A 23,357-nucleotide genomic window follows, 5' to 3' on the forward strand; every position below is an offset into this window, starting at 1 on the left:
CGATGGCTGGCTATCGCGAGATCACCGTCGCGAGCGAGGGGCGCCAGCGGCGCCCGGCGCGGGCCGCTCGGAGACCGATGCCGCCGGCCCGGACGGGCGGCTGGAAGGGCGTCGCGGCCCAGCTGCTTCGCCACGGCCTCGCCGAGGGCAAGGTCCATTGCCGCGAGCGGCCGGGAACGGTCTTCGGCGCGGTGATCGCCATCGGTGCCGCCGGCTTCATCTGCGTCAACGCCCTCGACGCCCAGAAAACCCGCCATCCGGCGCCGATCCTGCCGCAGGTGCCCGCCAAGGTCGCCGCCAAGGTCGCCGAGAAGGCGCCCGCGCCGGCCCCCGCGCCGGTCGTGCGGGAGGCGGCCAGGGAGGTGCCCAAGGAGACGGCGAAGCCTGCCGGGGATTCCATCGGCGACCTGATCCGGGCCGAGGACACGACCGCCTCGGTCAATCCGCGCGTGAAGCCCGCCGCCGTGAAGGCCGAGGCGCCCGCTCAGGACGCCGCCGTGACGCGGGCGCAGCGCGCGCTGTCGAAACTCGGATACGGGCCGATCAAGGCCGATGGCGCCATGGGTCCCGCCACCAAGGCGGCCATCGAGAAGTTCGAGCGCGACCGCAAGCTGCCGGTAACGGGCGAGGCGACCGGGCGCACGCTGAAGGCCCTCGAAGCCGGGGCGGCGAAGGGGTAGGCTCGCGCCCATGCCCCGCCTGCGTTCCGATTTCTGGGTCTCCGCGCATCTGCGCCGGCTCAACGACCTCGCCATTCCCGCCGTCCTCCGGCGTCGCGGCGCGGCGGAAGCAGGCGCGATCTTCGTGAAGGTCGACCGCCTCGACGGCACCGCCGATCTCTACGGCCCGGCACCCCAGGCGCTGATGGCCGAGGCAGAGGATCTGGGCGAGCGGCGCTTCACCCCCGTGCTCACGGGTGCGATGCCCCTCGATGTGGAGGAGCGTCTCACGCGGGAGATCCGCTTCGATTCCGACCTGTGGATCATCGAGATCGATGACCGCGCGGGCCGGCACTTCCTCGACATCGCCGAGGAGTGAGCCTCAGCGCAGGCGGTTGCCGACGGCGCCGGCCTCCACCGCGACGGAGAGGCGGTCGGTCACGGCCCACTCCAGCCCGACCCGGGCATCTGGCAGGACGGCGACGTCGTCGCGGGTGAAGGGCGGCGAGAACGGGGTCGGCCCGGCGCGCAGGGTCTCGTGGACCGCGAAGCCGCCGACCTTGCCGTAGAGGAGCACGTTCGGCGTCAGCAGCGTCCCGACCTGCGCGTGGACGGCGCCCGCGAAATCGCGGGAATAGGCGAGCCGGCCGAACCCGGGGTTCAGCGAGCCCCCGGACGGCATCAGGGCATCGACGCCGCCGGAGATGCCGTAGACGAAGCGCCCCTCCTGCCAGAACCGGCCGCCCTCGAAGCCGAGGGTCGGGCCGGAATAGCCGCCGTATCGCTTCGAGGAGACGGCTTCGAACCCGGTGGAGAGCCGCGCGTAGGAACCCTCCCACCGGCTCGGCCGGTCGCTCTCCGGTCCCGGCCACGCGAAGGAGGGCAGGGGGCCGAAGCCCGCCGAGAAGGGCACGAACTGCGCCGCCGCAGGCCCCGCGCCGCAGAGCAGGGCGAGGCAGGCGACGAGCGGGCGAAGGGCGGCCGATCCGGTCATGCCGGCATGATACAGCCGCCGGACCGATCGCGACAGACGGCCAAGCTCACGACCCGGCGAGCCGCGACTACCCCCACAAACTCGGCTCGGGCGGAAAGATGGTGCTGCCCTCGTAGCGGAGCGGCGGCGTCCGGTCCCGCGCCAGCAGAAGCGGGCCGTCGAGGTCGATGAAGGCGGCGCCTCCCGTCAGCAGCGTGGCCGGGGCCATGCCGAGCGAGGTGCCGAGCATGCAGCCGACCATCACGGTCAGCCCCCGCGCCCGCGCCTCGGCCGCGAGCATCGCCGCCTCGGTCAACCCGCCGGTCTTGTCGAGCTTGATGTTGATCGCATCGTAGCGCCCGGCCAGGGCATCGAGCCCCGCGCGGTCGTGCAGGCTCTCGTCGGCGCAGACCGGCACGGGATGGGGGATCTCGGCGAGCAGGTCGTCCTCGCCCGCCGGCAGCGGCTGCTCGATCAGCGCGACACCCGCCGCAAGGCAGGCCGCGAGGTTAGCCTCGAGGTTCGACGGTCGCCATGCCTCGTTCGCATCCACGATCAGGCGCGCATCCGGCGCGCCGGCCCGGACGGCGGCGATCCGCTCCGGGTCGCCGTCGCCGCCGAGCTTCACCTTGAGAAGCGGGCGCGCGGCCGCCTTCCGCGCCGCCTCGCCCATGCTCTCCGGCGTGCCGAGGCTCAGCGTGTAGGCGGTGACGGCCGGCACGGGAGCGGGGAGGCCCAGGATCTCCCAGGCGCGGCGGCCGGATTGCTTGGACTCCAGGTCGAGGAGGGCGCAGTCGAGGGCGTTGCGCGCCGCACCCGCCGGCATCGACCGGCTCAAGGCCTCGCGGTCGATGCCCCCGGCCAGGGCGTCTCGCTGAGCCTCGATGAGGGCCGATACGCTCTCGACGCTCTCGCCGTAGCGCGGATAGGGCACGCACTCGCCGTGGCCGGCATGGGCGCCGTCCTCGATCCGCGCCACCACGACGGCGATCTCGGTGCGGCTGCCGCGCGAGATGGTGAAAGCCCCCGCGATGGGGAAACGCTCGACCGACAGGCTGAGGCGGCGCGCCATGGTCAGGCCTCCGGGAAGTCGGCGACGATCCTGTCGACCAAAGCGTCGACGCCGAACCGCACCGGGTCGGTGGCCGGCAGGCCGTGCTCGGCGGCGAGCGCATCGAGGAGCGCGCGGGCCGCGTCCTCGTCGAGCGCCTGCGTGTTCACGGCGATGCCCACGGGGCGGATGCCGGAATTCGTCAGGCTGCCGAGCTGCACCGTGAGGTCGATGACCTGTTGGATCGTGGGGAGCTTGTGGGCGACCCCGCGCATCGTGGTCCGGGTCGGCTCGTGGCAGACCACGAAGGCATCGGGCTGCGCGCCGTGCAGCAGCCCGAGGCTCACCCCCGCGAAGGACGGGTGGTAGAGCGATCCCTGGCCCTCGATGAGGTCCCAATGGTTCGGCGCGGCCTCGGGCGAGATCGTCTCGACGGCGCCGGAGATGAAATCGGCCACCACCGCGTCGATGGCGACACCCTTGCCGGAGATGAATACGCCGGTCTGGCCGGTGGCGCGGAAATCCGCGTCGAGCCCGCGGGCGCGCATGCCCTTCTCCAGGGCCAGCGTCGTGTACTTCTTGCCCACCGAGCAGTCGGTCCCCACGGTCAGCAGGCGGCGGCCCGTGCGGCGCGTTCCCTTGCCGGTGGGGAAGGTCTCGCTGCTGTGGCGCACGTCGTGGAGGCGGCTGCCCCTCCGCGCGGCGGCGTCGGCGATGGCGGGCACGGCACCGAGGCGCACGTGCAGGCCGCTCGCCACATCGAACCCGGCCTCGACGGCGGCGACGATCTCCTTCACCCAATGATCCGGCAGGACGCCGCCCGCGTTCGCCACGCCGACCACCAGGGTGCGGCATCCCTTGGCGAGGGCTTCCGGCAGGGTGAGGTCGGGGATGCCGAGATCGGCCTTGCAGCCCGGCAGGCGCATCTGGCCGATGCACCATTCCGGCCGCCAATCCTTGATGCCGTAGGCGGTCTTCGCCGCCAGCGCATCGGGCACGTCGCCCAGGAACATCAGATAGGGCGTGGCGATCTGCATCGGACGGACCTCTCGCTTCGATCCGTCTATGCGGGATCGGAGCGCCGTCCCGCAAGGAGGAAGCCAAGCGGTTCCGCGCAAGCCATGTCGTGCGATGGTCCGGGTTTCAACCTGTCATGCCCCAAGCAAAATCGGACACAACCGGCGGGACGAATCACCAATCATAACCTGTGTGGTGGTCGCTGCTTGGCTCACGGCTAGGCGAGACATCGCATCTTCAACAAGTCCGCGGCCCTGATGGATACCCCCCTGTCGCGAAAGCTAAAAAACTTCGTTCCCTTGACGACCACCGACAGGGACATGCTTGCGGAGGTCGTAGAGCCGCCGAGGATGATCGAGCCCCGGGTCGATATTGTGGAGGAGGGAGAGGATCCGCGCGCCGTCAACGTCGTGCTGAGCGGGTGGGCCTGCCGTTACAGGCAGTTCGAGGATGGCCGCCGCCAGATCATTTCGATCCTTCTTCCGGGGGATTGCTGCGATCCGCACATCTTCCTGCTCGATCGGCGCGATCACGCCATCGGAGCGCTCACCCAGGTGGCCATCGCCCGCATCCCCGGCCCGGCCATGGTCGACCTCACGAACCGCAATCCTGCCCTCGGCCTCGCCTTCCACCGCGAAGCCCTGGCCGCCACCGCGATTCAGCGGGAATGGACGGTGAGCCTCGGGCGCCGCTCGGGCGTGGAGCGCCTCGCCCATCTGTTCTGCGAATTGCACGCGCGGCTCGCTGCCGTGGGGCTCGCGGACGGGACGAGCTGCCCGATGCCGCTCACCCAGCCCGACCTCGCGGACGCTCTGGGCCAGACCACGGTCCACATCAACCGGACGCTGCAGGACCTGCGCGCGGCCCGGCTGCTCAGCCTGAAGAGCCGCCGCCTGACCCTGCTCGATCCCGAGGGGCTGCGCCGGCTCGCGAAGTTCGATCCGTCCTATCTGCATCTCCAGGCCGCGCGCGACACGACGCGCGGCCTGGAGGTGGTCAGGCAGTAAGCAGCGCCTAGAAGACCGGCATCGCGCCGGCTACCGTGATCAGGGCGCCGGAGGTGTAGCTGCTCTCCTCGGAGGCGAGCATCACGTAGGCCGAGGCGAGTTCGGCGGGCTGGCCGGGGCGGCCGAAGGGCACCTGGCTGCCGAAGGTCTTCACCGCGTCCTCGCTCATCCCGCTCGGGATGAACGGCGTCCAGATCGGGCCTGGCAGCACGCCGTTCACGCGGATGCCCTTCTCCGCAAGAAGCTGCGACAGGCTGAGCACCATGTTGCTCAGGGCGCCCTTGGTGGCGCTGTAGGCCATGAGCGTCGGCATCGGGTGCTTCGAATTCACCGACGAGGTGAAGATCACCGAGGCACCGGGCTTCAGATGCGCGAGCGCCGCCTTGGTGACGTAGAACGAGCCGAACACGTTGGTCCTGAAGTGGTCCTCGAAGATGTGGTCCTCGATCTCTTCCAGGCTTTTGCCCGGCTGCTGGAAGGCGCCGTTGTTCACGACGATGTCGAGCCCACCGAACGCCTCGGCGGTCTTCGACACGATCTCCCTGGCGTAGCCCGCCTGCTTCAGGTCGCCCGGCAGGAGCAGCGCCCTGCGGCCCGTCTTCTCGATCCACTGGCCGACCGCCTCGGCATCCTTCTGTTCCTCGGGGAGGTAGGAGATCGCCACGTCCGCGCCCTCGCGGGCATAGGCGATGGCCACCGCCCGGCCGATGCCGGAATCGCCGCCGGTGATCAGCGCGGCCTTGCCCGTGAGCTTGCCCGAGCCCTTGTAGCTCTCCTCGCCGTGGTCCGGCTCGGGGCTCATCTTGCCGGTCTTGCCGGGGAAGCTCTGCGGCTGGCCCTCGAAGGGCGGACGGGGATACTTGTGGAGCGGATCGGTCATGGGAGGTCCTTTTCCGTGCGCCTTGCACCGGTTACCCCGCCAACGGGACCCGGATCGCTCACGTTCCAAGCCGGTCCCGTGGCGATGGGACGCGAACAGGAAGCCCGACCATGCCCGTCGACCTGACCGGACGCCGCATCGCCTGTCTCGGCGAATGCATGCTCGAACTGCGCACGCGGCCCGACGGGCTTCTCTCGCGCGGGTTCGGCGGCGACACGCTCAACACGGCCCTGTACCTCGCCCGGTTGGGAGCTGCGGTCGATTACGTCACCGCCCTCGGCGACGACGATTTCAGCGACGGGATGCTGCGCACCTGGGACGACGAGGGCATCGGCACCGGCCATGTCCGCCGGATTCCCGGGTGCCTGCCGGGCCTCTACGTCATCGAGACCGACCCGTCCGGCGAGCGGCGGTTCCTCTACTGGCGTGACGCGGCGCCCGTGCGCCGGCTGTTCGACCCGCCCCATCGCGCGGCGACCGATGCGGCCCTCGCGGGGGCGGGGCTCGTCTACCTCTCAGGGATCAGCCTGTCGCTCTTCGCCGGGCCGGCGCGGGAGGCGCTGTTCGACGCCCTGGACCGAGCCCGCGCGGCCGGCGCCGCGATCGCCTTCGACACGAATTTCCGGCCGCGCGGCTGGCCCGATCTCGCCGAGGCGCGGGAGGCCTACGACCGCATGGCCGGCGTGAGCGATGTGGTGCTCGCCGGCTGCGAGGATTGGGCCGCGCTCGCGGGGGACGGCTCACCCGATGCGGTGCTGGCCTGGCTCGACGAAGCCGGCGTCGCAGAGGCGGTGGTGAAGCTCGCCGAGCCCGGGTGCCTCGTGCGCGGCGATGGCCCCGCCGAAGCGGTGCCGGTGCCGGAGAAGGTTTCGCCCATGGACACCACCGCTGCCGGGGACAGCTTCGCGGCCGGCTATCTCGCGGCCCGCCTGCGCGGCGAGGCCCCGGCCGCCGCGGCGCTCGCCGGGCACCGGCTCGCCGCCGTGGTCATCACCCATCCCGGCGCGATCATCCCGCGCGAGGCGATGCCGGGCTGAAGTCCGCTCACAACCTTCGTCCGAACCCCCCACCTCATCCTGAGGTGCCCGCGCCAGCGGGCCGCGAAGGAGGGCTCCAGATGGCTCTACGCTCCCTGGAGCGATCCTTCGAGGCGGCTTCGCCGCACCTTAGGATGAGGCAGAGAGTGGGACAATCGCCCCTCGGTCGTCACGGCGCCTTCAGCACCGCGCGGCAAGCGGCGGGGAGGGCCGCCATGGTCATCGGCGGCTTGGGCTTCGGCTTCACCTTCGGCGGCTTCGGGTGGAGCACAGCGTCGGAGAACCAGTAGCCGAGGTCGTCGCAGCCGTCGCCGGAGGGCGGCGGGTCCTGCGATTGGCAATCGCCCTGGCCCGCCGGGCAGCTCAGGCGGATATGGTAGTGGTAATTGTGCCCGTACATCGGGCGCACCTTCGACAGCCAGCGCCCGCCGCCGGATTCCCGGCACAGGGCCTTCTTGATCGCCGCGTTGACGAAGATGCGCTCCACCTCCGGCTGCTCGGCGGTGAGCTTGATCAGTTGCAGGTGGTTCGGCGTCCAGACATCCGGGTCGATGTCGAGGCGGTCGCTGCGCACCATGTCCGTGGCGGAGGTCTCCTCGCGCTCGGCGCGGCTCATGCGATGGTCGGGCATCGGCGTCAGCCACACGTCGGCGTCGATGCCGATCTGGTGCGAGGCGTGGCCGGTGATCATCGGCCCGCCGCGCGGCTGCGCCATGTCGCCGACGAGGAGGCCGGGCCAGCCGACCCGCGTCGCCTTCTCGGACAGCCGCTCGAGGAAATCGACCATCACCGGCAGCCCGTACATCCGGTTGCGGGAGGGGCGCATCACCTGCCAGTGCGGCCCGTCGAGAGCCAGCGCCTCACCGCCGGAGAAGCAGCCCTTGGCGTAGAAGCCGTAGATGTGCGGCGCCCCCGAGCTCGGGCGGGTGACGCGGCCGAACAGGGCCTTGGCCGGCGTCGAGGGGTCGTCGGGATTGGCGAGCGGCGGCAGGGGCTTCGGGTTCACGCTCCCCCTGTCCTGGGCATACGCCGCGCCGGTCACGGCCAGGGCGGCGAGGGTCGAGAGGCAGGCTAGGCGCGGAAGCGTCATGCGGGGCGTCGGTCCGGGAGCGGCAAAGGCTGCAGCGTCGCGGGTCAGCGCGGCGATTTTCGGGCGGACCCCGACACCCGTACCGTCTTGGTGAGGCGAAGCAATCCCGGGCGCGGCTCAACCGAGCCGGGCGGTGCCGTCTGGATTGCCTCGCTGATCTCGCGATGACGGGGAGGCGGCCGGGAACCCCCAGCCGCCTGTCTCGCCGTGTCCGCTCAACCCTTCGAGGGGCCGCACCAGCCGGGCAGGTAGCCGGCATCGGCCGACTTCGCCAGGGACAACGCCTTCTCCAGCGCGGCCGAGAAGTCGTCCTCGACCTGCTTGCCCTTGATGTTCCGGCGCAGGAAATCCGCCCACAGGAACTCGCTGAACGGCGTCGTGTCCTTGGCGAAGCCACCGGCCCGGCGCAATTCTCCCGCGAGGCTGCGGAAGGGATCGTCCTTCAAGTCCGAGATGGATTTCGGGATGTCCTTGAATTGCTGCCGGACACCATCGGCGTCGTAGGGATGCGACCACGATTTGTGATCGCAGACCGTCCAGAATGCATCCTTGCTGAGGTGATGCAGGTCGGCGACGACAGTCACCAGCACTTGCTCCACCCCTTCCTCGTGCAGGGCGCGCGACAGGTGGTGATGATCGATGACGTAGTGCCGCTTCTTCGGCCCGAGCAGCGTCGGGATCATGTGCGCGCCGAGGAAGGCCCGCTTCTTCTCCGCATCGTATTCCTGCCAGCGCCGCCGCTTCTCGGCGACTTCCCTCAAGCCGACCGTCATCTGTGTCGGGCGCAGTTCGGTGATCGGGACGGGGGACAGAAGCGGTTCGCGGTTGGCCATTTAAGTCTCGCGTAAGGATGCGTCGAAACCGCGCAGCTTAAGTCACACGAGTGTCATAAACTACCACTGAGCGTGGCCGTCGCGGTGTACGGCGCATCACGATATGCGGAGCAGGCCCTTCCGCGCGGCTTCGAGAACATGGACCCGGATCGCGGAGGAGAGGTTCTGCTCCCCGCGTTCGCCGTCGATGGCGCCGATCAGCGCCTGGACGGACCGCCCCTCGTCGGTGGCGAGGGTGGTCAGCGCCTGCCAAAACGGATCTTCGAGGGACACGCTGGTGCGGTGGCCGGCGATCATCACCGACCGTTTGACGATACGGCTCAAGGGGGCGGCCTAGTCCTTGGCCTCGTCCTCCAGGCCTTCCAGGCGGTGGCCCTCGTGGCGGGTTTCGTCCAGCGCCTTGCGCTTCTGCTGAAGGGTCTTCGTCTTCTTCGGGGTGCCGAAGGCGATGCGGTTCGTTTCCGCTTGCGCGTCGGCCTCGGCGCGGGCGCGGGCCTTGCGGACCTGACGAAGGTTGATGACCTCACCCATCCCGCGACCCCTCCGTGTCACTGCGCATCGCCCGGGCCGGCGCAAGAAGCGCGCCGGCCCGTCGCGGTCTTACTCGGCGCTGGGCGCCAGCATGGTCTCCGGCCGCACGACGCGCTCGAACTCTTCCTCGGTCACGTAGCCGAGGCGCAGAGCCTCTTCCTTGAGGGTCGTGCCGTTCTTGTGCGCGGTCTTGGCGATGGTCGCGGCCTTGTCGTAGCCGATCGAGGGCGCCAGCGCCGTGACCAGCATGAGCGAACGGCTCATCAGATCGGCGATCTTGTCCTCGTTGGCCTTGATGCCGACGACGCAATTGTCGGTGAAGCTCACCGCCGCGTCCGCCAGCAGACGCACCGATTGCAGCACGGCGTTGGCGATCACCGGCTTGAACACGTTGAGCTCGAAGTTGCCCTGCGAGCCGGCGAAGCTCACCGTGGTGGCGTTGCCGATCACCTGCGCGCAGACCATCGTCAGCGCCTCGCACTGGGTCGGGTTCACCTTGCCCGGCATGATCGAGGAGCCCGGCTCGTTCTCCGGCAGGGAGAGTTCGCCGAGGCCCGAGCGCGGGCCGGAGCCGAGCAGGCGGATGTCCTGCGCGATCTTGAACAGGCCGGCGGCGAGCGCCGAGAGCGCACCCTGCGTGAAGACCAGGGCATCGTGCGTCGCCAGCGCCTCGAACTTGTTCTGCGCCGAGGTGAAGGGCAGGCCGGTCAATTCCGCGACCTTCGCCGCGAAGCGGTCAGCGAATTCGGGATGGGCGTTCAGGCCCGTGCCCACCGCCGTGCCGCCCTGGGCGAGGGCGAGCACGCCCGGCAGGGTCGCGGCGACGCGGGCGCCGCCGAGCGCCACCTGGGTAGCGTAGCCGGAGAATTCCTGGCCCAGCGAGACCGGGGTCGCGTCCTGCAGGTGGGTGCGGCCGATCTTCACGATGCTCTCGAAGGCCTTCGCCTTGGCATCGAGCGCCGAATGCAGATGCGTGAGGGCGGGCATCAGCCGGCCCTCGATCTCCCGCGCCACGGCGATGTGCATCGCGGTGGGGAAGGTGTCGTTGGAGGACTGGCCCCGGTTGCAATGGTCGTTGGGGTGGATCGGGCTCTTGCCGCCGCGCTGGCCACCGAGCGCCTCGTTGGCGAGGCTCGCGATCACCTCGTTGGCGTTCATGTTCGATTGCGTGCCCGAGCCGGTCTGCCAGACCACCAGGGGGAACTCGTCGTCGTACTCGCCCGCCACGACGGTCGCGGCGGCGGCGGCGATGGCGTCGGCGAGCTGCGGCTCGAGGACGCCGAGATCCTTGTTCACCAGGGCGGCGGCCTGTTTCACGAGACCAAGCGCGTGGACCAGCGGCGCGGGCATGTGCTCGGTGCCGATCTTGAAGTTCTGGATCGAGCGCTGCGTCTGCGCACCCCAGTAGCGATGGGCCGGAACCTCGATCGGGCCGAAGGTATCGGATTCGGTGCGGGTCGCGGTTTCGGTGGGCGACATCGTGGCCTCTACGTCTGGTGCAGTGCGGTGCCTACTTAACGGAGGCGGGGGCTGAGCGCGATGCCGCAAGGTCGGGGCCGCCCGACATCCATGCCGCTCTGTCCACCGTAAACGGTGGGGCGGCGAAGGCCACCACGAGCCCGGGAGCGACGAGCCTGCCCACCGACCTGACCGATCCCGTCCAGGGACACGCCGCCGCGACTCGCTTTCGCCCGCCGGTCCCGCCGCCGCTGACGCAGCCGCTCGGCCTGCTCGACTTCCTGAAGGCCGCCCGGCGCAACCCGATCACCACCTGGGCGGATGCGCATTTCCGCCTGCCCGTGGTGGCGGCCGAGGGCGTCATGGGGCGCATCACCGTGGTGAGCGAGCCGTCGCTGATCCGGCAGGTGCTGATCGACAACGCCGAATCCTACCGCAAGGACGACCTCCAGCGCCGCGTGCTCGCGCCGGGGCTCGGCAACGGGCTCCTCAGCGCCGAGGGCGACGAGTGGCGGCTTCAGCGGCGGACCCTCGCGCCGATCTTCTCCGCGCGCACCGTGCGGAGCTTCGAGGCGGCGATGAACGCGGCCGGTGCCCGCATCGCCAAGCGCCTGCGCCGCCGCGACGGGATGCGCGTCGACGTCGCCCTGGAGATGACCCGCGCCACCCTCGATGTGCTGGAACGGACGATCTTCACGCAAGGGCTGCCCGGTGACCCGGACGCCCTGGGCCGTGCGATCACCCGCTTTCTCGAAGCGGTCGGACCCATCGACCCCCTCGACGTGTTCGGCATGCCGGACTTCATCCCGCGCATCGGTCGGCTGCGGGCGCGCCCCGCCGGGCGATACTTCGCGGAGGTCGTCGACGAACTCATCACGCGGCGTCGCAGGCTGATGGAGACCGCTGAAGCGCCGCAGGATCTTCTGACCCTGCTCCTCGCCGCGCAGGATCCTGAAACCGGCAACGGCCTTTCGGACCTCGCCGTGCGGGCGAACATCGTCACCTTCATCGCCGCCGGCCACGAGACCACGGCCAACGCGCTGACCTGGGCGCTCTACTGCCTGTCGCAGGACGAGGCGGCGCAGGAGCGTGTCGAGGCCGAGATCGACGCGGCCGGAGAGGGGGATTTCGCGCTCGACGCGCTGCCCTTCATCCGCGCCATCGTGGAGGAGGGGATGCGCCTGTTCCCGCCGGTGCCCTTCCTCAGCCGTCAGGCCATCGAGCCGGACCGCTTCGGTCGGATTAAGGTGCCCAAGGGCTCGCTGGTGCTGATCGCCCCGTGGGTGCTGCATCGCCACCACCTTCTCTGGGACGAGCCGGACGCCTTCATGCCGGAGCGATTCCTGCCGGAAAACCGTGACCGGATCGCGCGTTTCACCTACCTGCCGTTCGGGGCGGGTCCGCGGGTGTGCATCGGCCAGAGCTTCTCGGTGCAGGAGGCGACGATCCTCCTCGCCCATGTCCTGCGCGTCGTCCGCTTCCGCCTGCCGTCGGATCACCCGCCGGTCATGCCCCTGCACAGGGTCACGCTCCGGCCGGAGCACGGGTTGCGCATGGATGCGACGGTGAGGGGATAGGACGCGTCGTCATTGCGTGGCCGACGCACGCAAGTGACGGCAGCCGTCAGCTCTTCTTGCGGAACGCGTCCAGGCTGACGACCTCGGCGGTGCCTTCTTCGCCGTCCTTCTTGGCGGCGGGGCGGGGCGCCTTCTCGTCGCCCTTGCCGCCCTGGGCCGCCGGGGCCGGAAGAACGGTCGGGATGCCCGAGGCGCCGATGGTCGCGAGGCCGGTGCCGGTCTTGGGCTTCACCTCGCCCGGCTCGGAGGCCGCGCCGCGCGGACCGTTCTTGGCGACCGGCGCCTCGCCCTCGACCGGCATGTCGTTGCCCGCCTCGCCGAGATCGAACTTGAGGCCGAACTGCACGGACGGGTCGAAGAAGCCGGAGAGCGCATCGAACGGCACGAGCAGCCGCTCCGGCACGCCGGAGAAGGACAGCCCGACCTCGAAGGCGTGCTCGGTGACGTTCAGGTCCCAGAACTGGTGCTGCAGGACGATCGTCATGTCCTGCGGGTACTTGTCGCGCAGGGCCTGGGAGATGCGCACGCCCGGCGCCTCGGTGCGGAACGAGACGTAGAAGTGGTGCTCGCCCATCAGGCCGTTCTGGGCCGCATCCGAGAGCACCTTGCGGACGACGCCGCGCAGGGCGTCCTGAACCAGCAGGTCGTAGCGAATCAGGTCGTCTGCCATTCTGCGTTCGCTTTGCCCGACCCGTCCGCCGCCTCGGCCCGGTGCCGGAGCCGTGGAATTCTGAAGTGGAGGCTTCTGTTGCCAGGTGCCTCCGAACCCCGCCTATGCGGTGCTACCCGCTAGGACTTCAGATCGGTATTGAGGACCGCTTACGCGGCCACCGCCACCGGAGCAAAGTTGTCGTTGGCAACTATTGCAAAGGCCCGATAACGGCGGAACCATGCCGAGCGAAAGCTCAACCTTTACGCCCTCGTCGATCCTATTTCGCCCCCGCCGAAGCCCAGTGGGTGGTCCCGCGGCCTTGCGGCCATCGGTCCTGGGCTTGGGTGGAGGCGCCGGGTACCGCCCCCGGGTCCGATAGGTTTATTTCGAAGAACGTTTATCGCCATAGCCGGCCTTGCGACCGGCAAAACGAATATAGAGGGGATCGGCCCGGTTTTGAAGCCCGATCACGCCGCAACCGTGCCGGAAGCGATGGGGGATCCGGTGAGTGTGGCCGCCGACGCGCAGTCGCGCGATCGGACGGCCTCGCGCGGGCTGGGTTCGACCCTCCTCGCCCTCGGCCGGATGGCCGCCTTCGGCATCGTCTGCCTCGGCGCCGCGAGCCTCGCCGCCCTCGGCATCGTGCGGGTGGGATTCGATGTCTGGTACGGGATCGACCCGTTCCTGCCGCTCTCCCGGCGGCCCTTCGTCGGGGTGGTGCAACTCGCTCACCGGGCCTTCGCCGTCGACGTGCTGCGGCAGGTGCTCCTCGCCTCGATGGTCATCGGCTGGGCGTGGTGGCGCGACCGCCGCTTCTGGCGCCGCCGCCTCGCCCTCGACCGGGAAAAGCCGAACGGCTTGCGGCCCGTGGTCCTGCTCAGCATCCTGCTGTTCTGGCCGGTGCTGCACATCGCCTGGGTGACGGGCACGGCCGAATTGATGGGCGGCGGGTTCGGGCGCGGCCTGCGCCTTTCGCCCTTCATGGACCGGACGGCGGTGGTGGCGTGGCTCGCCTACCTCACCATCCTCGCGCCGCTGGCCGAGGAATTGCTGGTGCGCGGCGAGATGTATCACATCGTCAACCGCGCTCTCGGGCCGGTCTGGGCGGTGACGGCGACGGCGCTGGCCTTCGCGCTGGCGCATGTCTCGTCGTTCGGTTTCGCCCGGCCGATCTCGCTGCTGCCACTGGCCTTTGCCCTGGGGTTCATGCGCTGGCGCACCGGCCGGCTCTGGCCCGGCATCGCCCTGCACGGATGGTCGAACCTCGCCCTGGTCGTGTACCTGCTCTGGCCCCACTGACCCTGGGGACAGGCCTCCGTCGTCATTGCTAGCGCAGCGAAGCAATCCAGGGCGGCGGATCATCTCAGGACGTGGCGCTACCCTGGATTGCTTCGCTGCGCTCGCAAAGACGGTGCGGGAGAACGAGCGTCGTGCGTCGCTCGTCGCTGGACTCGGACGGACGAATCTCCTTAAGCGTGCCGGATCGGCACGGAGCCGAAAACGGCTCCTCTCCGGACGATTAACGAGCCTGCCGCCATCGTTCGCGGGCAGGAGTGCCCATGGACGCGTATCACAGCCTACTCCGACGGATCCTCGACGAGGGCACGGCCAAGGAGGACCGCACCGGCACCGGGACCCTCTCGGTCTTCGGGCACCAGATGCGCTTCGACCTCAGCCAGGGCTTCCCTCTCGTCACGACGAAGCGGCTGCATCTGAAGTCCATCGTCCACGAATTGCTGTGGTTCCTCGCGGGCGACACCAACGTCGCCTACCTGCGTGAGAACGGCGTGACGATCTGGGACGAATGGGCCGACGAGCAGGGCGATCTCGGCCCGGTCTATGGCCGGCAATGGCGCTCCTGGGCGAAGCCCGATGGCGGCAGCGTCGATCAGATCCGTTGGGTCCTGGACGAGATCGCCCGCAATCCGGATTCCCGCCGCCTCGTGGTCTCGGCCTGGAACCCGGCCGATCTCGACCGGATGGCGCTGGCGCCCTGCCACTGCCTGTTCCAGTTCTACGTGGCCGAGGGGCGGCTGTCGTGCCAGCTCTATCAGCGCTCGGCCGATGCCTTCCTCGGCGTGCCCTTCAACATCGCGAGCTACGCCCTGCTGACTCATATGGTCGCGCAGGTCTCGGGGCTGGCCCCCGGCGACTTCGTGCACAGCTTCGGTGACGTGCATCTCTACCGGAACCACCTCGACCAGACCCGGACCCTGTTGCAGCGCGAGCCCCGGCCCCTGCCGCAGCTGCGCCTGAACCCGGCCGTGCGCGATCTCTTCGCCTTCCGCTTCGAGGACATCGCGGTGGAGGGCTACGCGCCGCACCCAGCGATTGCCGCGCCGGTCGCGGTCTGACCATGGCCGTGCCGACCATCGCCCTCGTCGTCGCCGTCGCCCGCAACGGCGTGATCGGGCGCGACAACGGCCTCGCGTGGCACCTGTCGAGCGATCTCAAGCGCTTCAAGGCGCTGACCATGGGCACGACGCTGCTGATGGGCCGGCGCACATGGGAGTCCATCGGGCGGCCCTTGCCCGGCCGGCGGACGCTGGTGCTCACCCGCGATCCCGGCTTCCGGGTCGAGGGCGCGGAGACGGTGCACGATTGGGACAGCGCCGTCGCGGCCGCGGGCGAGCAACTGATGGTGGTGGGCGGCGCGGAGATCTACGCACTCTCCCTGCCGCACGCGGAAACCATCCACCTGACGGAGGTCGAGGCCGAGCCCGAGGGCGACGTGCGTTTCCCGGATTTCGACCGCTCCGCCTATCGCGAGGTGTTCCGGGAGTCGCACCCGGCCGGTCCCAGAGACGATTATCCTTACGCATTCGTCGACTTGCAGCGTTTGCGCTGAGGCGGCCCGTCGCGGTTGCGCTCGGCGCTCCGCGTGCCCACCTGCCAGCCTTGACAGCGAGGGGGGCGGACCCGCAGGTGCCACGGGGGGTCTGCCATCGCCTTCGCATCTGCGGATGTCCGCGGTGCGGGTCCCCAGCGATGGGGCGGCACTCGGGATTGACCCGGCGGGTGCGACCGTTGGCAGGGGGCGCCCCGAACTCGATGCCTCGATGGGGGCGCGGCGGGTGCGGCAGGTCAGGAGACGACGGCCAGGATGCCTTGGAGCAATCAGAATGGCGGTGGCGGCGGCCCATGGGGGCGCCCCAACGGCAACGGCGGTGGACCCTGGGGTGGGGGCGGCGGCGGTGGCAACACGCCTCCGAACCTCGAGGACTTGCTGAGGCGCGGCCAGGATCGCCTGCGGCGGATCATCCCCGGCGGCGGCGGACCGGGCGGCCCTTCGGGCAGCGGCTCCGGCTTCGGGGGCGGTCGCGGCGCGCTGGTGATCGGCGCGCTGGCCGTGGCCGTGTGGCTCGCCACCGGCTTCTACAAGGTCGAGCCGTATCAGGTCGGCATCGAGACCATCTTCGGCCGCTATGTCGGCTCGACGGCCGAGGGCCTTCGCTACAACTTCCCCTATCCGATCGGCGGCGTCGTGAAGCCGAATGTCGGGCAGGTGAATTCCATTCAGGTCGGCTACCGCACCGGGCCGGGCCAGACGCGCAACCGCGATGTGCCCGACGAGAGCCTGATGCTCACCGGCGACGAGAACATCGTCGATCTGGACTTCGAGGTGCAGTGGCGGGTGAACCCGCTGAAGGCCTCGGACTTCGTGTTCAACATCCAGAACCCCGAAGGCACCATCAAGGCCATCGCCGAGAGCGCCATGCGCGAGGTGATCGGCCGCCGGAACATCCAGGCGATCCTCACCAACGAGCAGGCGAGCATCGCCCAGGAGGTGAAGGAAATGGTCCAGAAGGCGCTGGACGAATACGGCGCGGGTGTGCGCATCGAGGTGGTGCAGCTCGTCTCGGTGAACCCGCCGCCGGAGGTGCGCCCCGCCTTCGTGGACGTGAACGCCGCGCAGCAGGACGCGGATACCGCCCAGAACGAGGCGAAGACCTACGCGAGCCGTGAGGTACCGCAGGCCCGAGGCAAGGCCTCGCAGATCGTCCAGGCCTCCGAGGCCTACAAGACGAAGGCCACCGCCGACGCCACCGGACAGGCGGCGCGCTTCAACGAGGTCTACGCCTCCTACAAGCTCGCTCCGGCGATCAGCCGCGAGCGGATCTTCCTGGAGACGATGGAGAAGGTTCTGGGCTCCGTGAACAAGGTGATCATCGATCAGAACGGATCGCCCGGCTCCGCGACGGCGGCGGGTGTGCTGCCCGTGCTGCCCCTCTCCGAGTTCGGCGCCCGTGGCCCGGCCCAGACGGGAGCCGCCCGATGAACCAGGCACTCCGTACCGGCCTCATCGTCGTCGCGGCGATTGTGGCCATCGGCCTCTACGCGTCGGTGTTCGTCGTCGGCCAGATGCAGCAGGCGCTCGTCCTGCAATTCGGCCGCGTCCGCGCCGTCCTCAACGCCACCGGCGAGGACAAGCCGGGCCTCTACTTCAAGGTTCCGTTCGCGGAGACGGTCGTCACCTTCGACAAGCGCGTGCTCGATCTCGACCTGCCGGTCCAGACGATCCTCACCGCCGACCGTCAGAACCTCGAGGTCGATGCCTTCGCCCGCTACCGGATCCTCGATCCGCTGCGCTTCTACCAGTCGGTGGGCAATGTCGGGATCGCCAACCAGCGCCTGCAGAGCTTCACGAATTCGAGCCTGCGCAGCGTGCTCGCCCGGTCGACCCGCGACGCCATCGTCAAGAACGAGCGCGGCCAGCTGATGCACAACATCCAGGAAGATGTGAACCGGCAGGCCAGGGCACTGGGCATCGAGATCGTCGACCTGCGCATGACCCGCGTCGATCTTCCCGCGCAGAACTCGGCCGCCGTCTACCGGCGGATGAAGACCGAGCGCGAGCGCGAGGCGGCGGACATCCGCGCCAACGGCGAGCAGGCGGCGGCGACCATTCGCGCCAAGGCCGATCGCGAGGTGACGGTGATCCTCGCCGAAGCGACGCAGAAGTCCGAGCAGCTGCGCGGCCAGGGCGACGCCGACAAGAACCGCATCCTCGCCGACGCCTTCGCCAAGGACCCGGACTTCTTCGCGTTCTACCGCTCGATGCAGGCCTACGAGACCGGGCTGAAGGGCCCCGACACGCGCCTCGTCATCAGCCCGAACACGGACTTCTTCCGGTACTTCAGCGATCCGCAGGGCCACGGCGTGCCGCAGCCGGCGAACGGGCGCCCCGGCCAGGACCCGGCCGCCGCGACCGGCTCGACGGCGGGCGCGGCGCGCTGACCCCCGTGCTGGACGCCCCGCATTCGGGGGCTACCTTTGCGGGAGCCATCTTTGCACGGGCATGACCCGTGACGACTCGCCGGCCGCCATCGAGCGGCCGGCGCCTGAGGGAAACGCTTTGCTGAAGAGGTCCGCCATGAACCCCGTCGAGGCATCCCGTCCGGGGCCGTTCACCCGCCTGCGCCCCGTCGCGACGGCGATCATGCTGGGCGTCACCGTGCTGGGCGCGACCCTGCCGGCGCCGGCCTTCGCCAAGGGGCCGGCCTCCCTCGCCGACCTCTCCGAGCAGGTCACCGACGCGGTGGTGAACATCTCGGCCTCGACCACCGTCGAGGCGCGCTCCAGCCGCACCATGCCGCAGCTTCCGCCGGGCACCCCGTTCGAGGACCTGTTCGAGGAGTTCTTCAACAAGCGCGGCGGCCGTGGCGGCGGCGGCAACGACGAGGCGCCGCGGGCGCGCAAGTCGAACTCGCTCGGCTCCGGCTTTATCATCGACGCCTCGGGCATCGTGGTGACGAACAACCACGTCATCGGCGACGCCAACGACATCCAGGTGATCCTGCACGACGGCACGAAGCTGAAGGCGGAGATCATCGGCAAGGATTCTAAGGTCGACCTCGCCGTGCTGCGGGTGAAGCCCGCCGCCGACCACCCGCTCAAGGCGGTGCCGTTCGGTGATTCCGACAAGATGCGTCCGGGCGATTGGGTGATCGCCATCGGCAACCCGTTCGGCCTCGGCGGCTCGGTTTCGGCCGGCATCGTCTCGGCCCGGGGCCGCAACATCGAGTCCGGCCCCTACGACAATTACATCCAGACCGACGCGGCCATCAACAAGGGCAATTCCGGCGGCCCGCTGTTCAACATGGACGGCGAGGTCATCGGCATCAACACGGCGATCCTGTCGCCGACCGGCGGCTCGGTGGGCATCGGCTTCGCCGTGCCGTCGAACACCGGCAAGCAGGTGATCGACCAGCTGCGCGAGTACGGCGAGGTCCGTCGCGGCTGGCTCGGCGTGCGCATCCAGAACGTGGACGACGCCACCGCCGAGGCGCTCGGCCTCAAGGGCGGCGCGCGCGGCGCCCTCATCGCGGGCGTGGACGAGAAGGGCCCGGCCAAGGCCGCCGGCCTCGATGTCGGCGACGTCATCGTGAAGTTCAACGGCATGGCGGTGAAGGCGTCGAGCGACCTGCCGCGCATCGTCGCCTCGACGCCGGTCGGGCAGAAGGTCGATGTCGTGGTCGTGCGCAAGGGCGACGAGGTGACGAAGCCCGTCACCCTCGGCCGCCTGGAGGACACCGACAAGCCGACCCAGGCGAACCTGAAGCAGCCCGATACCGAGAGCGCCGTGCGGCAGGCGCTGGGCCTGACCCTGTCCAGCCTCACCGACGAGCTGCGCAAGCGCTACACCATCAAGGATGGCCAGAAGGGCGTCGTCGTGACCCGCGTCGATCCCAGTTCGAATGCCGCCGACAAGCGCATTCAGCCGGGCGAGCTGATCGTGGAGGTCGGCCAGGAAGCCGTCTCGACGCCGGCCGATGTCACGAAGCGCATCGAGGCCCTGAAGAAGGACGGGCGCAAGTCCGTGCTTCTGCTGGTCGCTGCGGCGAATGGCGACGTGCGCTTCGTGGCCCTCGGGCTCGACTGAGACCCTCGGCGCTGGTCTCAGGCCGCCCCAAGGGCGAGGCCGCTTTGACCGGTGCCGCCGTGGACGAACTGGTGATCGACTATCAGCGGCGGATCTTCGCCGCTGATCAGCCGACGAATTCGGCGGCGGTATAGCCCTGCAGGTAGAGGAGGGCGGTGAGGTCGGCGTGCTCCACGCGCACCTGCGCGGCGGCGGCGACCGCCGGCTTGGCGCGGAAGGCGACGCCGAGCCCGGCTTCGCCCAGCATGTCGAGATCGTTGGCGCCGTCGCCCACGGCCATCGTCTCGGCGGGCGCGAGGCCGAAGCGGTCACGCAGTTCGATGAGGGTGGCGCGCTTCTCGGCCTTGCCGACGATAGGGTCTTCCACCGCCCCGGTGAGCTTGCCATCCGCCACCGCGAGGCGGTTCGCCCGATGCTCGGCGAAACCGAGCTTGCCCGCGATGGGGCCGGTGAACAGGGTGAAGCCGCCGGAGACGAGGCAGGTATGGGCGCCATGCGCGGCCATGGTCCGCACCAGGGTGCGCCCGCCGGGCGTCAGCGTCAGCGTGTCGGCGATCAACCCGTCGACGACGCCGACCGGGATGTCCTTCAACAGCGCGACCCGCTCGCGCAGCGCCGGCTCGAAGGCGATCTCGCCGCGCATCGCCCGTTCGGTGATCGCGGCGACATGCACCTTCAGGCCGAGGGTGCCGGCCAATTCATCGATGCATTCCTGCTCGATCATGGTCGAATCCATGTCGGCCAGGAACAGGCGCTTGCGGCGGTGGGAATCGGCCGGCATCACGGCGAGGTCGATGGGCTCGCCGCCCAGCGCCGCCCGCAGGCGCGCCGTGAGGGCGGAGGCGTCGGACGGCGCGCCGTCCACGAGGATCTCGGCGGCGACCTCGCGGTGGAGAATGCGGGCCGGATGCGCGGTGGCGAGAACCCTGCGGGCTTCGGCCAGCACCGCATCCGTGATGGCCGGGCGGTCCGGGTTTGCTATCAGGACCGCGACCAGCATGCGGAGGAAAGCCTTGCCGTTGTGGGAAGCCGGGGAGCGCCCGGCGGCGGTTCTCATCGCAGGCCCGACTGCCTCGGGCAAGTCGGCATTGGCCAGCCGCATCGCCCGCGAGGCCGGCGGTGTCGTCGTCAACACGGATTCGATGCAGGTCTACGCGGATCTGCGCATCCTGTCCGCCCGGCCCGATGCGGCGGAGGAAGCGGCCGTGCCGCATCGCCTCTACGGTCATGTCGATGGGGCAACGAACTATTCGCTCGGCCATTTCGCCCGTGACGCGGCGGCCCTGCTGGCCGAACTCGGTGGCCGGATGCCGGTCTTCGTCGGCGGTACCGGCCTGTATTTCCGGGCGCTGGAACAGGGCTTCTCGGAATTGCCGCCGGTGCCGGATGCGATCCGCGCGGAGATCCGCCGCGACGCCGAGGGCCGCCCGACCGAGGCGCTGCACGCCGACCTCGCCCGCATCGATCCCGAAGGCGCGGCGCGGCTGCGCCCGAGCGACCGCATGCGGGTGATGCGCGCGCTGGAGATTCACGCCGCGACTGGCCGCCCCATCGCGAGCTTCTACGGCGACCCGGTTCCCGGCCCCCTGGCGGGGTTGCGCCTGACCAAGCTGTTCCTCGCCCCCGACCGGGCGGTCCTGCGCCAGCGGATCGATGCCCGCTTCCGCACGATGATCGCGGCCGGGGCGCTCGATGAGGTGGCGGCCCTCCATGCCCGGCGGCTCGATCCGATGTTGCCGGTGATGCGCGCCCACGGCGTACCGGGCCTGATCGCCCATCTCGACGGGGCGCTCGGTCTGGAGGAGGCCATCACCCGGGGGCAGGCGGATACCCGCGCCTATGCCAAGCGGCAATTCACGTGGTTCCGCCACCAGATGGGCGAGGAATGGCGCTGGATCGATCCCGAGGCGGAACGGGATGATCCGCCTCGGTCGTAGGCCCGTCCCGCGCGCTTAGGATTGCGACTTCAGGTAGGCGATCACGTCGGTGAGCTTCTTGTCGTCGGAGATGCCCTGGAAGATCATCTTGTTGCCGGGCACCTTCGCCTTCGGGTTCTTCAGCCACTCGCGCAGGTTGGCCTCGTCCCAGGTCAGCCCCGAGTTCTTGAGGGCGGCCGAGTAGGTGTAGCCCTCATAGGTGCCCGCCTTGCGGCCGACGACGCCCTTCAGGTCAGGCCCGACGCCGTTCTTCTGGAAGTTGTGGCACGCCTTGCACGGCGCGAACGCCTTCTCGCCGGCCGCGACATCGCCCGAGTCCTGGGCGTAGGCCGGTAGGCCGAGCAGTGCGATCAGAATGGCGCCGAACACAGGTGAACGCATCTTGTCCCCTCATATTTGTTGATGGGCCATGCAGGCACCACCGTCCGTCGACAGACGGAGCCGACGGGATGCACCGCATGCCGGAAGGTAGACGGGCGCTCGGTCCGCTTAATCCCGGCTCGCTTGGCCGGTTCTGCTCGCCGGACGGCGCTGCGGGTGCCGTGCGGCCTCTCTTCTGCTAGAAGCCGGCGCGTCCACCCGATCCCCACGCGCCGCCGCAGACGCCACCCGTGATTTCTCCCGCTTCCTTCGCGGACGAGCCCGCCCTCCTTCCGGGCTGGCGGTTCTCTGTCGCTCCCATGATGGACTGGACGGACCGGCATTGCCGCGCCTTCCACCGGGCGCTGTCGGGGCGGGCGCGGCTTTATACCGAGATGGTCACGACCGGCGCGGTGATCCACGGCGACAGGGAGCGGCTCCTCGGCTTCTCGGGCATCGAGCATCCGGTCGCGGTTCAGCTCGGTGGGTCGAACCCGGGCGATCTCGCCGAGTCGGCGCGGATCGCGGAAGGGTTCGGCTACGACGAGATCAACCTCAATGTCGGCTGCCCGTCCGACCGGGTCCAGGACGGCCGCTTCGGCGCCTGCCTGATGCGCGAGCCCGCCCTCGTGGGGGAGTGCGTCGCCGCCATGAAGGCGGCCGTGCGGGTGCCGGTGACGGTGAAGTGCCGCATCGGCGTCGATGACCAGGACCCCGAAACCGCCCTCGACGCCCTCGCTGAGGCCGTCGTGGCGGCGGGGGTGGACGGGCTCATCGTCCATGCCCGCAAGGCGTGGCTGAAGGGCCTATCGCCCAAGGAGAACCGGGACGTGCCGCCCCTCGATTACGGCCGGGCGGCCCGTCTCAAGCAGGCGCGGCCCACGCTGCCGCTGGCGGTGAACGGGGGCCTGCGCACCATCGCGGAGGTGCAGGCGCGCCTCGCCGAGGTCGACGGCGCCATGGTCGGCCGCGCGGCCTACATGGAGCCCGCCCTGCTCCTGCGGGTCGATCCCGATCTCTACGGCGTGCCTGCGCCGGCTCCCGATGCCTTCGCGGCGCTGGCGGCGTTCGAGCCTTACGTGGCGGGCGTGCTGCAATCGGGCGAGCGGCTTCATGCCGTCACGCGCCACATGCTCGGCCTGTTCAACGGGCGGCCCGGCGCCCGCGCCTTCCGTCGCCATCTCTCGACGCACGGGATGCGGCCGGAGGCGGACCTCGACACCCTGCGCGCGGCCATCGCGCTGGTCTCGCGGGAGCGGGGCGACGCGCGAGAAGCCGCCTAGCGCGTTTTCGGGAAAATCCGGATCATGCTGCGTCTCCCGTCTTTGCGAGCGAAGCGAAGCAATCCAGGGATCCGCCACATCCGTTCAGGTCCCGCTGCCCTGGATTGCTTCGCTGTCGCTCGCAAAGAC

25 protein-coding genes and 1 other RNA gene are annotated in these 23,357 nt (G+C 69.9%); 13 read left to right on the forward strand and 13 right to left on the reverse strand.

Going from position 1 to position 23,357, the window contains the following annotated elements; translation table 11 throughout:
* The first annotated feature begins 2 nt into the window (after positions 1-2).
* Both ACS5Q7_RS17065 and ACS5Q7_RS17070 read left to right on the forward strand, forming a co-directional pair.
* On the forward strand, positions 3-680 hold the full coding sequence (locus ACS5Q7_RS17065) for a peptidoglycan-binding domain-containing protein (RefSeq protein WP_478340468.1): 678 nt from the start codon (positions 3-5) through the stop codon (positions 678-680).
* Positions 681-690: 10 nt separating this feature from the next.
* Positions 691-1,038, forward strand: a complete 348-nt coding sequence (locus ACS5Q7_RS17070; RefSeq protein ID WP_478340469.1) for a DUF1491 family protein — start codon at positions 691-693, stop codon at positions 1,036-1,038.
* Between the two features lie 3 nt (positions 1,039-1,041).
* Here ACS5Q7_RS17070 and ACS5Q7_RS17075 read toward each other — a convergent pair whose 3' ends face one another.
* The 3 genes from ACS5Q7_RS17075 to dgcN form a co-directional block, all read right to left on the reverse strand.
* Positions 1,042-1,653 (reverse strand): hypothetical protein, encoded by a 612-nt coding sequence (locus tag ACS5Q7_RS17075; RefSeq protein WP_478340470.1) that lies wholly within the window; start codon positions 1,651-1,653, stop codon positions 1,042-1,044.
* Positions 1,654-1,720: 67 nt separating this feature from the next.
* Positions 1,721-2,704 carry an N-acetyl-D-Glu racemase DgcA gene (gene dgcA / locus ACS5Q7_RS17080; protein WP_478340471.1) on the reverse strand — a complete coding sequence of 328 codons (984 nt, stop codon included), beginning with the start codon at positions 2,702-2,704 and terminating at the stop codon, positions 1,721-1,723.
* Between the two features lie 2 nt (positions 2,705-2,706).
* The gene (dgcN, locus tag ACS5Q7_RS17085) at positions 2,707-3,720 is read right to left on the reverse strand and encodes an N-acetyltransferase DgcN (protein ID WP_478340472.1); all 1,014 of its coding nucleotides are present in this window, start codon (positions 3,718-3,720) and stop codon (positions 2,707-2,709) included.
* A 237-nt stretch (positions 3,721-3,957) separates the two neighbouring features.
* Here dgcN and ACS5Q7_RS17090 point away from each other — a divergent pair, with 237 nt between their 5' ends.
* Positions 3,958-4,707, forward strand: coding sequence for a Crp/Fnr family transcriptional regulator (locus ACS5Q7_RS17090; RefSeq protein ID WP_478340473.1), 750 nt, complete (start codon positions 3,958-3,960; stop codon positions 4,705-4,707).
* Positions 4,708-4,714: 7 nt separating this feature from the next.
* Here ACS5Q7_RS17090 and ACS5Q7_RS17095 read toward each other — a convergent pair whose 3' ends face one another.
* The gene (locus tag ACS5Q7_RS17095) at positions 4,715-5,587 is read right to left on the reverse strand and encodes an SDR family oxidoreductase (protein WP_478340474.1); all 873 of its coding nucleotides are present in this window, start codon (positions 5,585-5,587) and stop codon (positions 4,715-4,717) included.
* Positions 5,588-5,697: 110 nt separating this feature from the next.
* Here ACS5Q7_RS17095 and ACS5Q7_RS17100 point away from each other — a divergent pair, with 110 nt between their 5' ends.
* The gene (locus tag ACS5Q7_RS17100) at positions 5,698-6,624 is read left to right on the forward strand and encodes a sugar kinase (RefSeq protein ID WP_478340475.1); all 927 of its coding nucleotides are present in this window, start codon (positions 5,698-5,700) and stop codon (positions 6,622-6,624) included.
* Between the two features lie 169 nt (positions 6,625-6,793).
* On the opposite strand, the gene mepA is transcribed toward ACS5Q7_RS17100, so the two are convergent.
* From mepA to fumC, 5 genes are all read right to left on the reverse strand, one after another.
* Positions 6,794-7,714 carry a penicillin-insensitive murein endopeptidase gene (gene mepA / locus ACS5Q7_RS17105; protein WP_478340476.1) on the reverse strand — a complete coding sequence of 307 codons (921 nt, stop codon included), beginning with the start codon at positions 7,712-7,714 and terminating at the stop codon, positions 6,794-6,796.
* Between the two features lie 215 nt (positions 7,715-7,929).
* Positions 7,930-8,547, reverse strand: coding sequence for a ParB-like protein (locus ACS5Q7_RS17110; protein WP_478340477.1), 618 nt, complete (start codon positions 8,545-8,547; stop codon positions 7,930-7,932).
* A gap of 96 nt (positions 8,548-8,643) precedes the next feature.
* On the reverse strand, positions 8,644-8,871 hold the full coding sequence (locus tag ACS5Q7_RS17115; RefSeq protein ID WP_478340478.1) for a ribbon-helix-helix domain-containing protein: 228 nt from the start codon (positions 8,869-8,871) through the stop codon (positions 8,644-8,646).
* A 9-nt stretch (positions 8,872-8,880) separates the two neighbouring features.
* Positions 8,881-9,078 carry a DUF4169 family protein gene (locus ACS5Q7_RS17120; protein WP_478340479.1) on the reverse strand — a complete coding sequence of 66 codons (198 nt, stop codon included), beginning with the start codon at positions 9,076-9,078 and terminating at the stop codon, positions 8,881-8,883.
* Between the two features lie 69 nt (positions 9,079-9,147).
* Complete coding sequence (gene fumC, locus ACS5Q7_RS17125) at positions 9,148-10,557, reverse strand: class II fumarate hydratase (RefSeq protein WP_478340480.1); 1,410 nt, start codon at positions 10,555-10,557, stop codon at positions 9,148-9,150.
* A gap of 167 nt (positions 10,558-10,724) precedes the next feature.
* Here fumC and ACS5Q7_RS17130 point away from each other — a divergent pair, with 167 nt between their 5' ends.
* Complete coding sequence (locus ACS5Q7_RS17130) at positions 10,725-12,113, forward strand: cytochrome P450 (RefSeq protein ID WP_478340499.1); 1,389 nt, start codon at positions 10,725-10,727, stop codon at positions 12,111-12,113.
* 46 nt (positions 12,114-12,159) lie between these two features.
* Here ACS5Q7_RS17130 and ACS5Q7_RS17135 read toward each other — a convergent pair whose 3' ends face one another.
* Together ACS5Q7_RS17135 and ssrA are read right to left on the reverse strand one after the other, a co-directional pair.
* The gene (locus ACS5Q7_RS17135; RefSeq protein WP_478340481.1) at positions 12,160-12,783 is read right to left on the reverse strand and encodes an SspB family protein; all 624 of its coding nucleotides are present in this window, start codon (positions 12,781-12,783) and stop codon (positions 12,160-12,162) included.
* Between the two features lie 64 nt (positions 12,784-12,847).
* Positions 12,848-13,230, reverse strand: a transfer-messenger RNA (tmRNA) gene (ssrA, locus tag ACS5Q7_RS17140).
* Between the two features lie 39 nt (positions 13,231-13,269).
* Here ssrA and ACS5Q7_RS17145 point away from each other — a divergent pair.
* From ACS5Q7_RS17145 to ACS5Q7_RS17170, 6 genes are all read left to right on the forward strand, one after another.
* Positions 13,270-14,064: a lysostaphin resistance A-like protein gene (locus ACS5Q7_RS17145; RefSeq protein WP_478340482.1), complete on the forward strand. Its 795-nt coding sequence runs from the start codon at positions 13,270-13,272 to the stop codon at positions 14,062-14,064.
* Positions 14,065-14,324: 260 nt separating this feature from the next.
* Complete coding sequence (locus tag ACS5Q7_RS17150) at positions 14,325-15,119, forward strand: thymidylate synthase (RefSeq protein WP_478340483.1); 795 nt, start codon at positions 14,325-14,327, stop codon at positions 15,117-15,119.
* A 2-nt stretch (positions 15,120-15,121) separates the two neighbouring features.
* The gene (locus tag ACS5Q7_RS17155; RefSeq protein WP_478340484.1) at positions 15,122-15,613 is read left to right on the forward strand and encodes a dihydrofolate reductase; all 492 of its coding nucleotides are present in this window, start codon (positions 15,122-15,124) and stop codon (positions 15,611-15,613) included.
* A 255-nt stretch (positions 15,614-15,868) separates the two neighbouring features.
* The gene (hflK, locus tag ACS5Q7_RS17160) at positions 15,869-17,044 is read left to right on the forward strand and encodes an FtsH protease activity modulator HflK (protein WP_478340485.1); all 1,176 of its coding nucleotides are present in this window, start codon (positions 15,869-15,871) and stop codon (positions 17,042-17,044) included.
* Positions 17,041-18,003 carry a protease modulator HflC gene (hflC, locus tag ACS5Q7_RS17165; RefSeq protein ID WP_478340486.1) on the forward strand — a complete coding sequence of 321 codons (963 nt, stop codon included), beginning with the start codon at positions 17,041-17,043 and terminating at the stop codon, positions 18,001-18,003. Before hflK ends, hflC begins: the two co-directional genes overlap by 4 nt.
* Before the next feature lie 136 nt (positions 18,004-18,139).
* Complete coding sequence (locus tag ACS5Q7_RS17170) at positions 18,140-19,648, forward strand: DegQ family serine endoprotease (RefSeq protein ID WP_478340487.1); 1,509 nt, start codon at positions 18,140-18,142, stop codon at positions 19,646-19,648.
* A 106-nt stretch (positions 19,649-19,754) separates the two neighbouring features.
* Here ACS5Q7_RS17170 and serB read toward each other — a convergent pair whose 3' ends face one another.
* Positions 19,755-20,648 carry a phosphoserine phosphatase SerB gene (gene serB, locus ACS5Q7_RS17175; protein ID WP_478340488.1) on the reverse strand — a complete coding sequence of 298 codons (894 nt, stop codon included), beginning with the start codon at positions 20,646-20,648 and terminating at the stop codon, positions 19,755-19,757.
* Here serB and miaA point away from each other — a divergent pair.
* Positions 20,647-21,585, forward strand: coding sequence for a tRNA (adenosine(37)-N6)-dimethylallyltransferase MiaA (gene miaA / locus ACS5Q7_RS17180; protein ID WP_478340489.1), 939 nt, complete (start codon positions 20,647-20,649; stop codon positions 21,583-21,585). The genes serB and miaA overlap by 2 nt on opposite strands.
* Before the next feature lie 15 nt (positions 21,586-21,600).
* Here the strand turns inward: miaA and ACS5Q7_RS17185 are convergent, their stop codons facing one another.
* Positions 21,601-21,966 (reverse strand): c-type cytochrome, encoded by a 366-nt coding sequence (locus tag ACS5Q7_RS17185; RefSeq protein ID WP_478340490.1) that lies wholly within the window; start codon positions 21,964-21,966, stop codon positions 21,601-21,603.
* A 233-nt stretch (positions 21,967-22,199) separates the two neighbouring features.
* On the opposite strand from ACS5Q7_RS17185, the gene dusA reads away from it, so the two are divergent.
* Positions 22,200-23,228, forward strand: coding sequence for a tRNA dihydrouridine(20/20a) synthase DusA (gene dusA, locus ACS5Q7_RS17190; protein ID WP_478340500.1), 1,029 nt, complete (start codon positions 22,200-22,202; stop codon positions 23,226-23,228).
* The last annotated feature ends 129 nt before the right edge of the window (positions 23,229-23,357 follow it).

Source organism: Methylobacterium sp. Gmos3, assembly GCF_056430985.1.

Bases quoted from the DNA above. Each gene is read 5' to 3' on its own strand.
- ACS5Q7_RS17100 (WP_478340475.1), top strand. From the start codon at position 5,698: ATGCCCGTCGACCTGACCGGACGCCGCATCGCCTGTCTCGGCGAATGC.
- dgcA (WP_478340471.1), bottom strand. From the start codon at position 2,704: ATGGCGCGCCGCCTCAGCCTGTCGGTCGAGCGTTTCCCCATCGCGGGG.
- hflC (WP_478340486.1), top strand. From the start codon at position 17,041: ATGAACCAGGCACTCCGTACCGGCCTCATCGTCGTCGCGGCGATTGTG.
- fumC (WP_478340480.1), bottom strand. From the start codon at position 10,557: ATGTCGCCCACCGAAACCGCGACCCGCACCGAATCCGATACCTTCGGC.
- ACS5Q7_RS17090 (WP_478340473.1), top strand. From the start codon at position 3,958: ATGGATACCCCCCTGTCGCGAAAGCTAAAAAACTTCGTTCCCTTGACG.
- ACS5Q7_RS17150 (WP_478340483.1), top strand. From the start codon at position 14,325: ATGGACGCGTATCACAGCCTACTCCGACGGATCCTCGACGAGGGCACG.
- ACS5Q7_RS17135 (WP_478340481.1), bottom strand. From the start codon at position 12,783: ATGGCAGACGACCTGATTCGCTACGACCTGCTGGTTCAGGACGCCCTG.
- ACS5Q7_RS17155 (WP_478340484.1), top strand. From the start codon at position 15,122: ATGGCCGTGCCGACCATCGCCCTCGTCGTCGCCGTCGCCCGCAACGGC.
- dgcN (WP_478340472.1), bottom strand. From the start codon at position 3,720: ATGCAGATCGCCACGCCCTATCTGATGTTCCTGGGCGACGTGCCCGAT.
- ACS5Q7_RS17120 (WP_478340479.1), bottom strand. From the start codon at position 9,078: ATGGGTGAGGTCATCAACCTTCGTCAGGTCCGCAAGGCCCGCGCCCGC.
- ACS5Q7_RS17110 (WP_478340477.1), bottom strand. From the start codon at position 8,547: ATGGCCAACCGCGAACCGCTTCTGTCCCCCGTCCCGATCACCGAACTG.
- miaA (WP_478340489.1), top strand. From the start codon at position 20,647: ATGCGGAGGAAAGCCTTGCCGTTGTGGGAAGCCGGGGAGCGCCCGGCG.
- ACS5Q7_RS17170 (WP_478340487.1), top strand. From the start codon at position 18,140: ATGAACCCCGTCGAGGCATCCCGTCCGGGGCCGTTCACCCGCCTGCGC.
- serB (WP_478340488.1), bottom strand. From the start codon at position 20,648: ATGCTGGTCGCGGTCCTGATAGCAAACCCGGACCGCCCGGCCATCACG.
- ACS5Q7_RS17095 (WP_478340474.1), bottom strand. From the start codon at position 5,587: ATGACCGATCCGCTCCACAAGTATCCCCGTCCGCCCTTCGAGGGCCAG.
- ACS5Q7_RS17185 (WP_478340490.1), bottom strand. From the start codon at position 21,966: ATGCGTTCACCTGTGTTCGGCGCCATTCTGATCGCACTGCTCGGCCTA.
- mepA (WP_478340476.1), bottom strand. From the start codon at position 7,714: ATGACGCTTCCGCGCCTAGCCTGCCTCTCGACCCTCGCCGCCCTGGCC.
- hflK (WP_478340485.1), top strand. From the start codon at position 15,869: ATGCCTTGGAGCAATCAGAATGGCGGTGGCGGCGGCCCATGGGGGCGC.
- ACS5Q7_RS17065 (WP_478340468.1), top strand. From the start codon at position 3: ATGGCTGGCTATCGCGAGATCACCGTCGCGAGCGAGGGGCGCCAGCGG.
- ACS5Q7_RS17075 (WP_478340470.1), bottom strand. From the start codon at position 1,653: ATGACCGGATCGGCCGCCCTTCGCCCGCTCGTCGCCTGCCTCGCCCTG.
- ACS5Q7_RS17070 (WP_478340469.1), top strand. From the start codon at position 691: ATGCCCCGCCTGCGTTCCGATTTCTGGGTCTCCGCGCATCTGCGCCGG.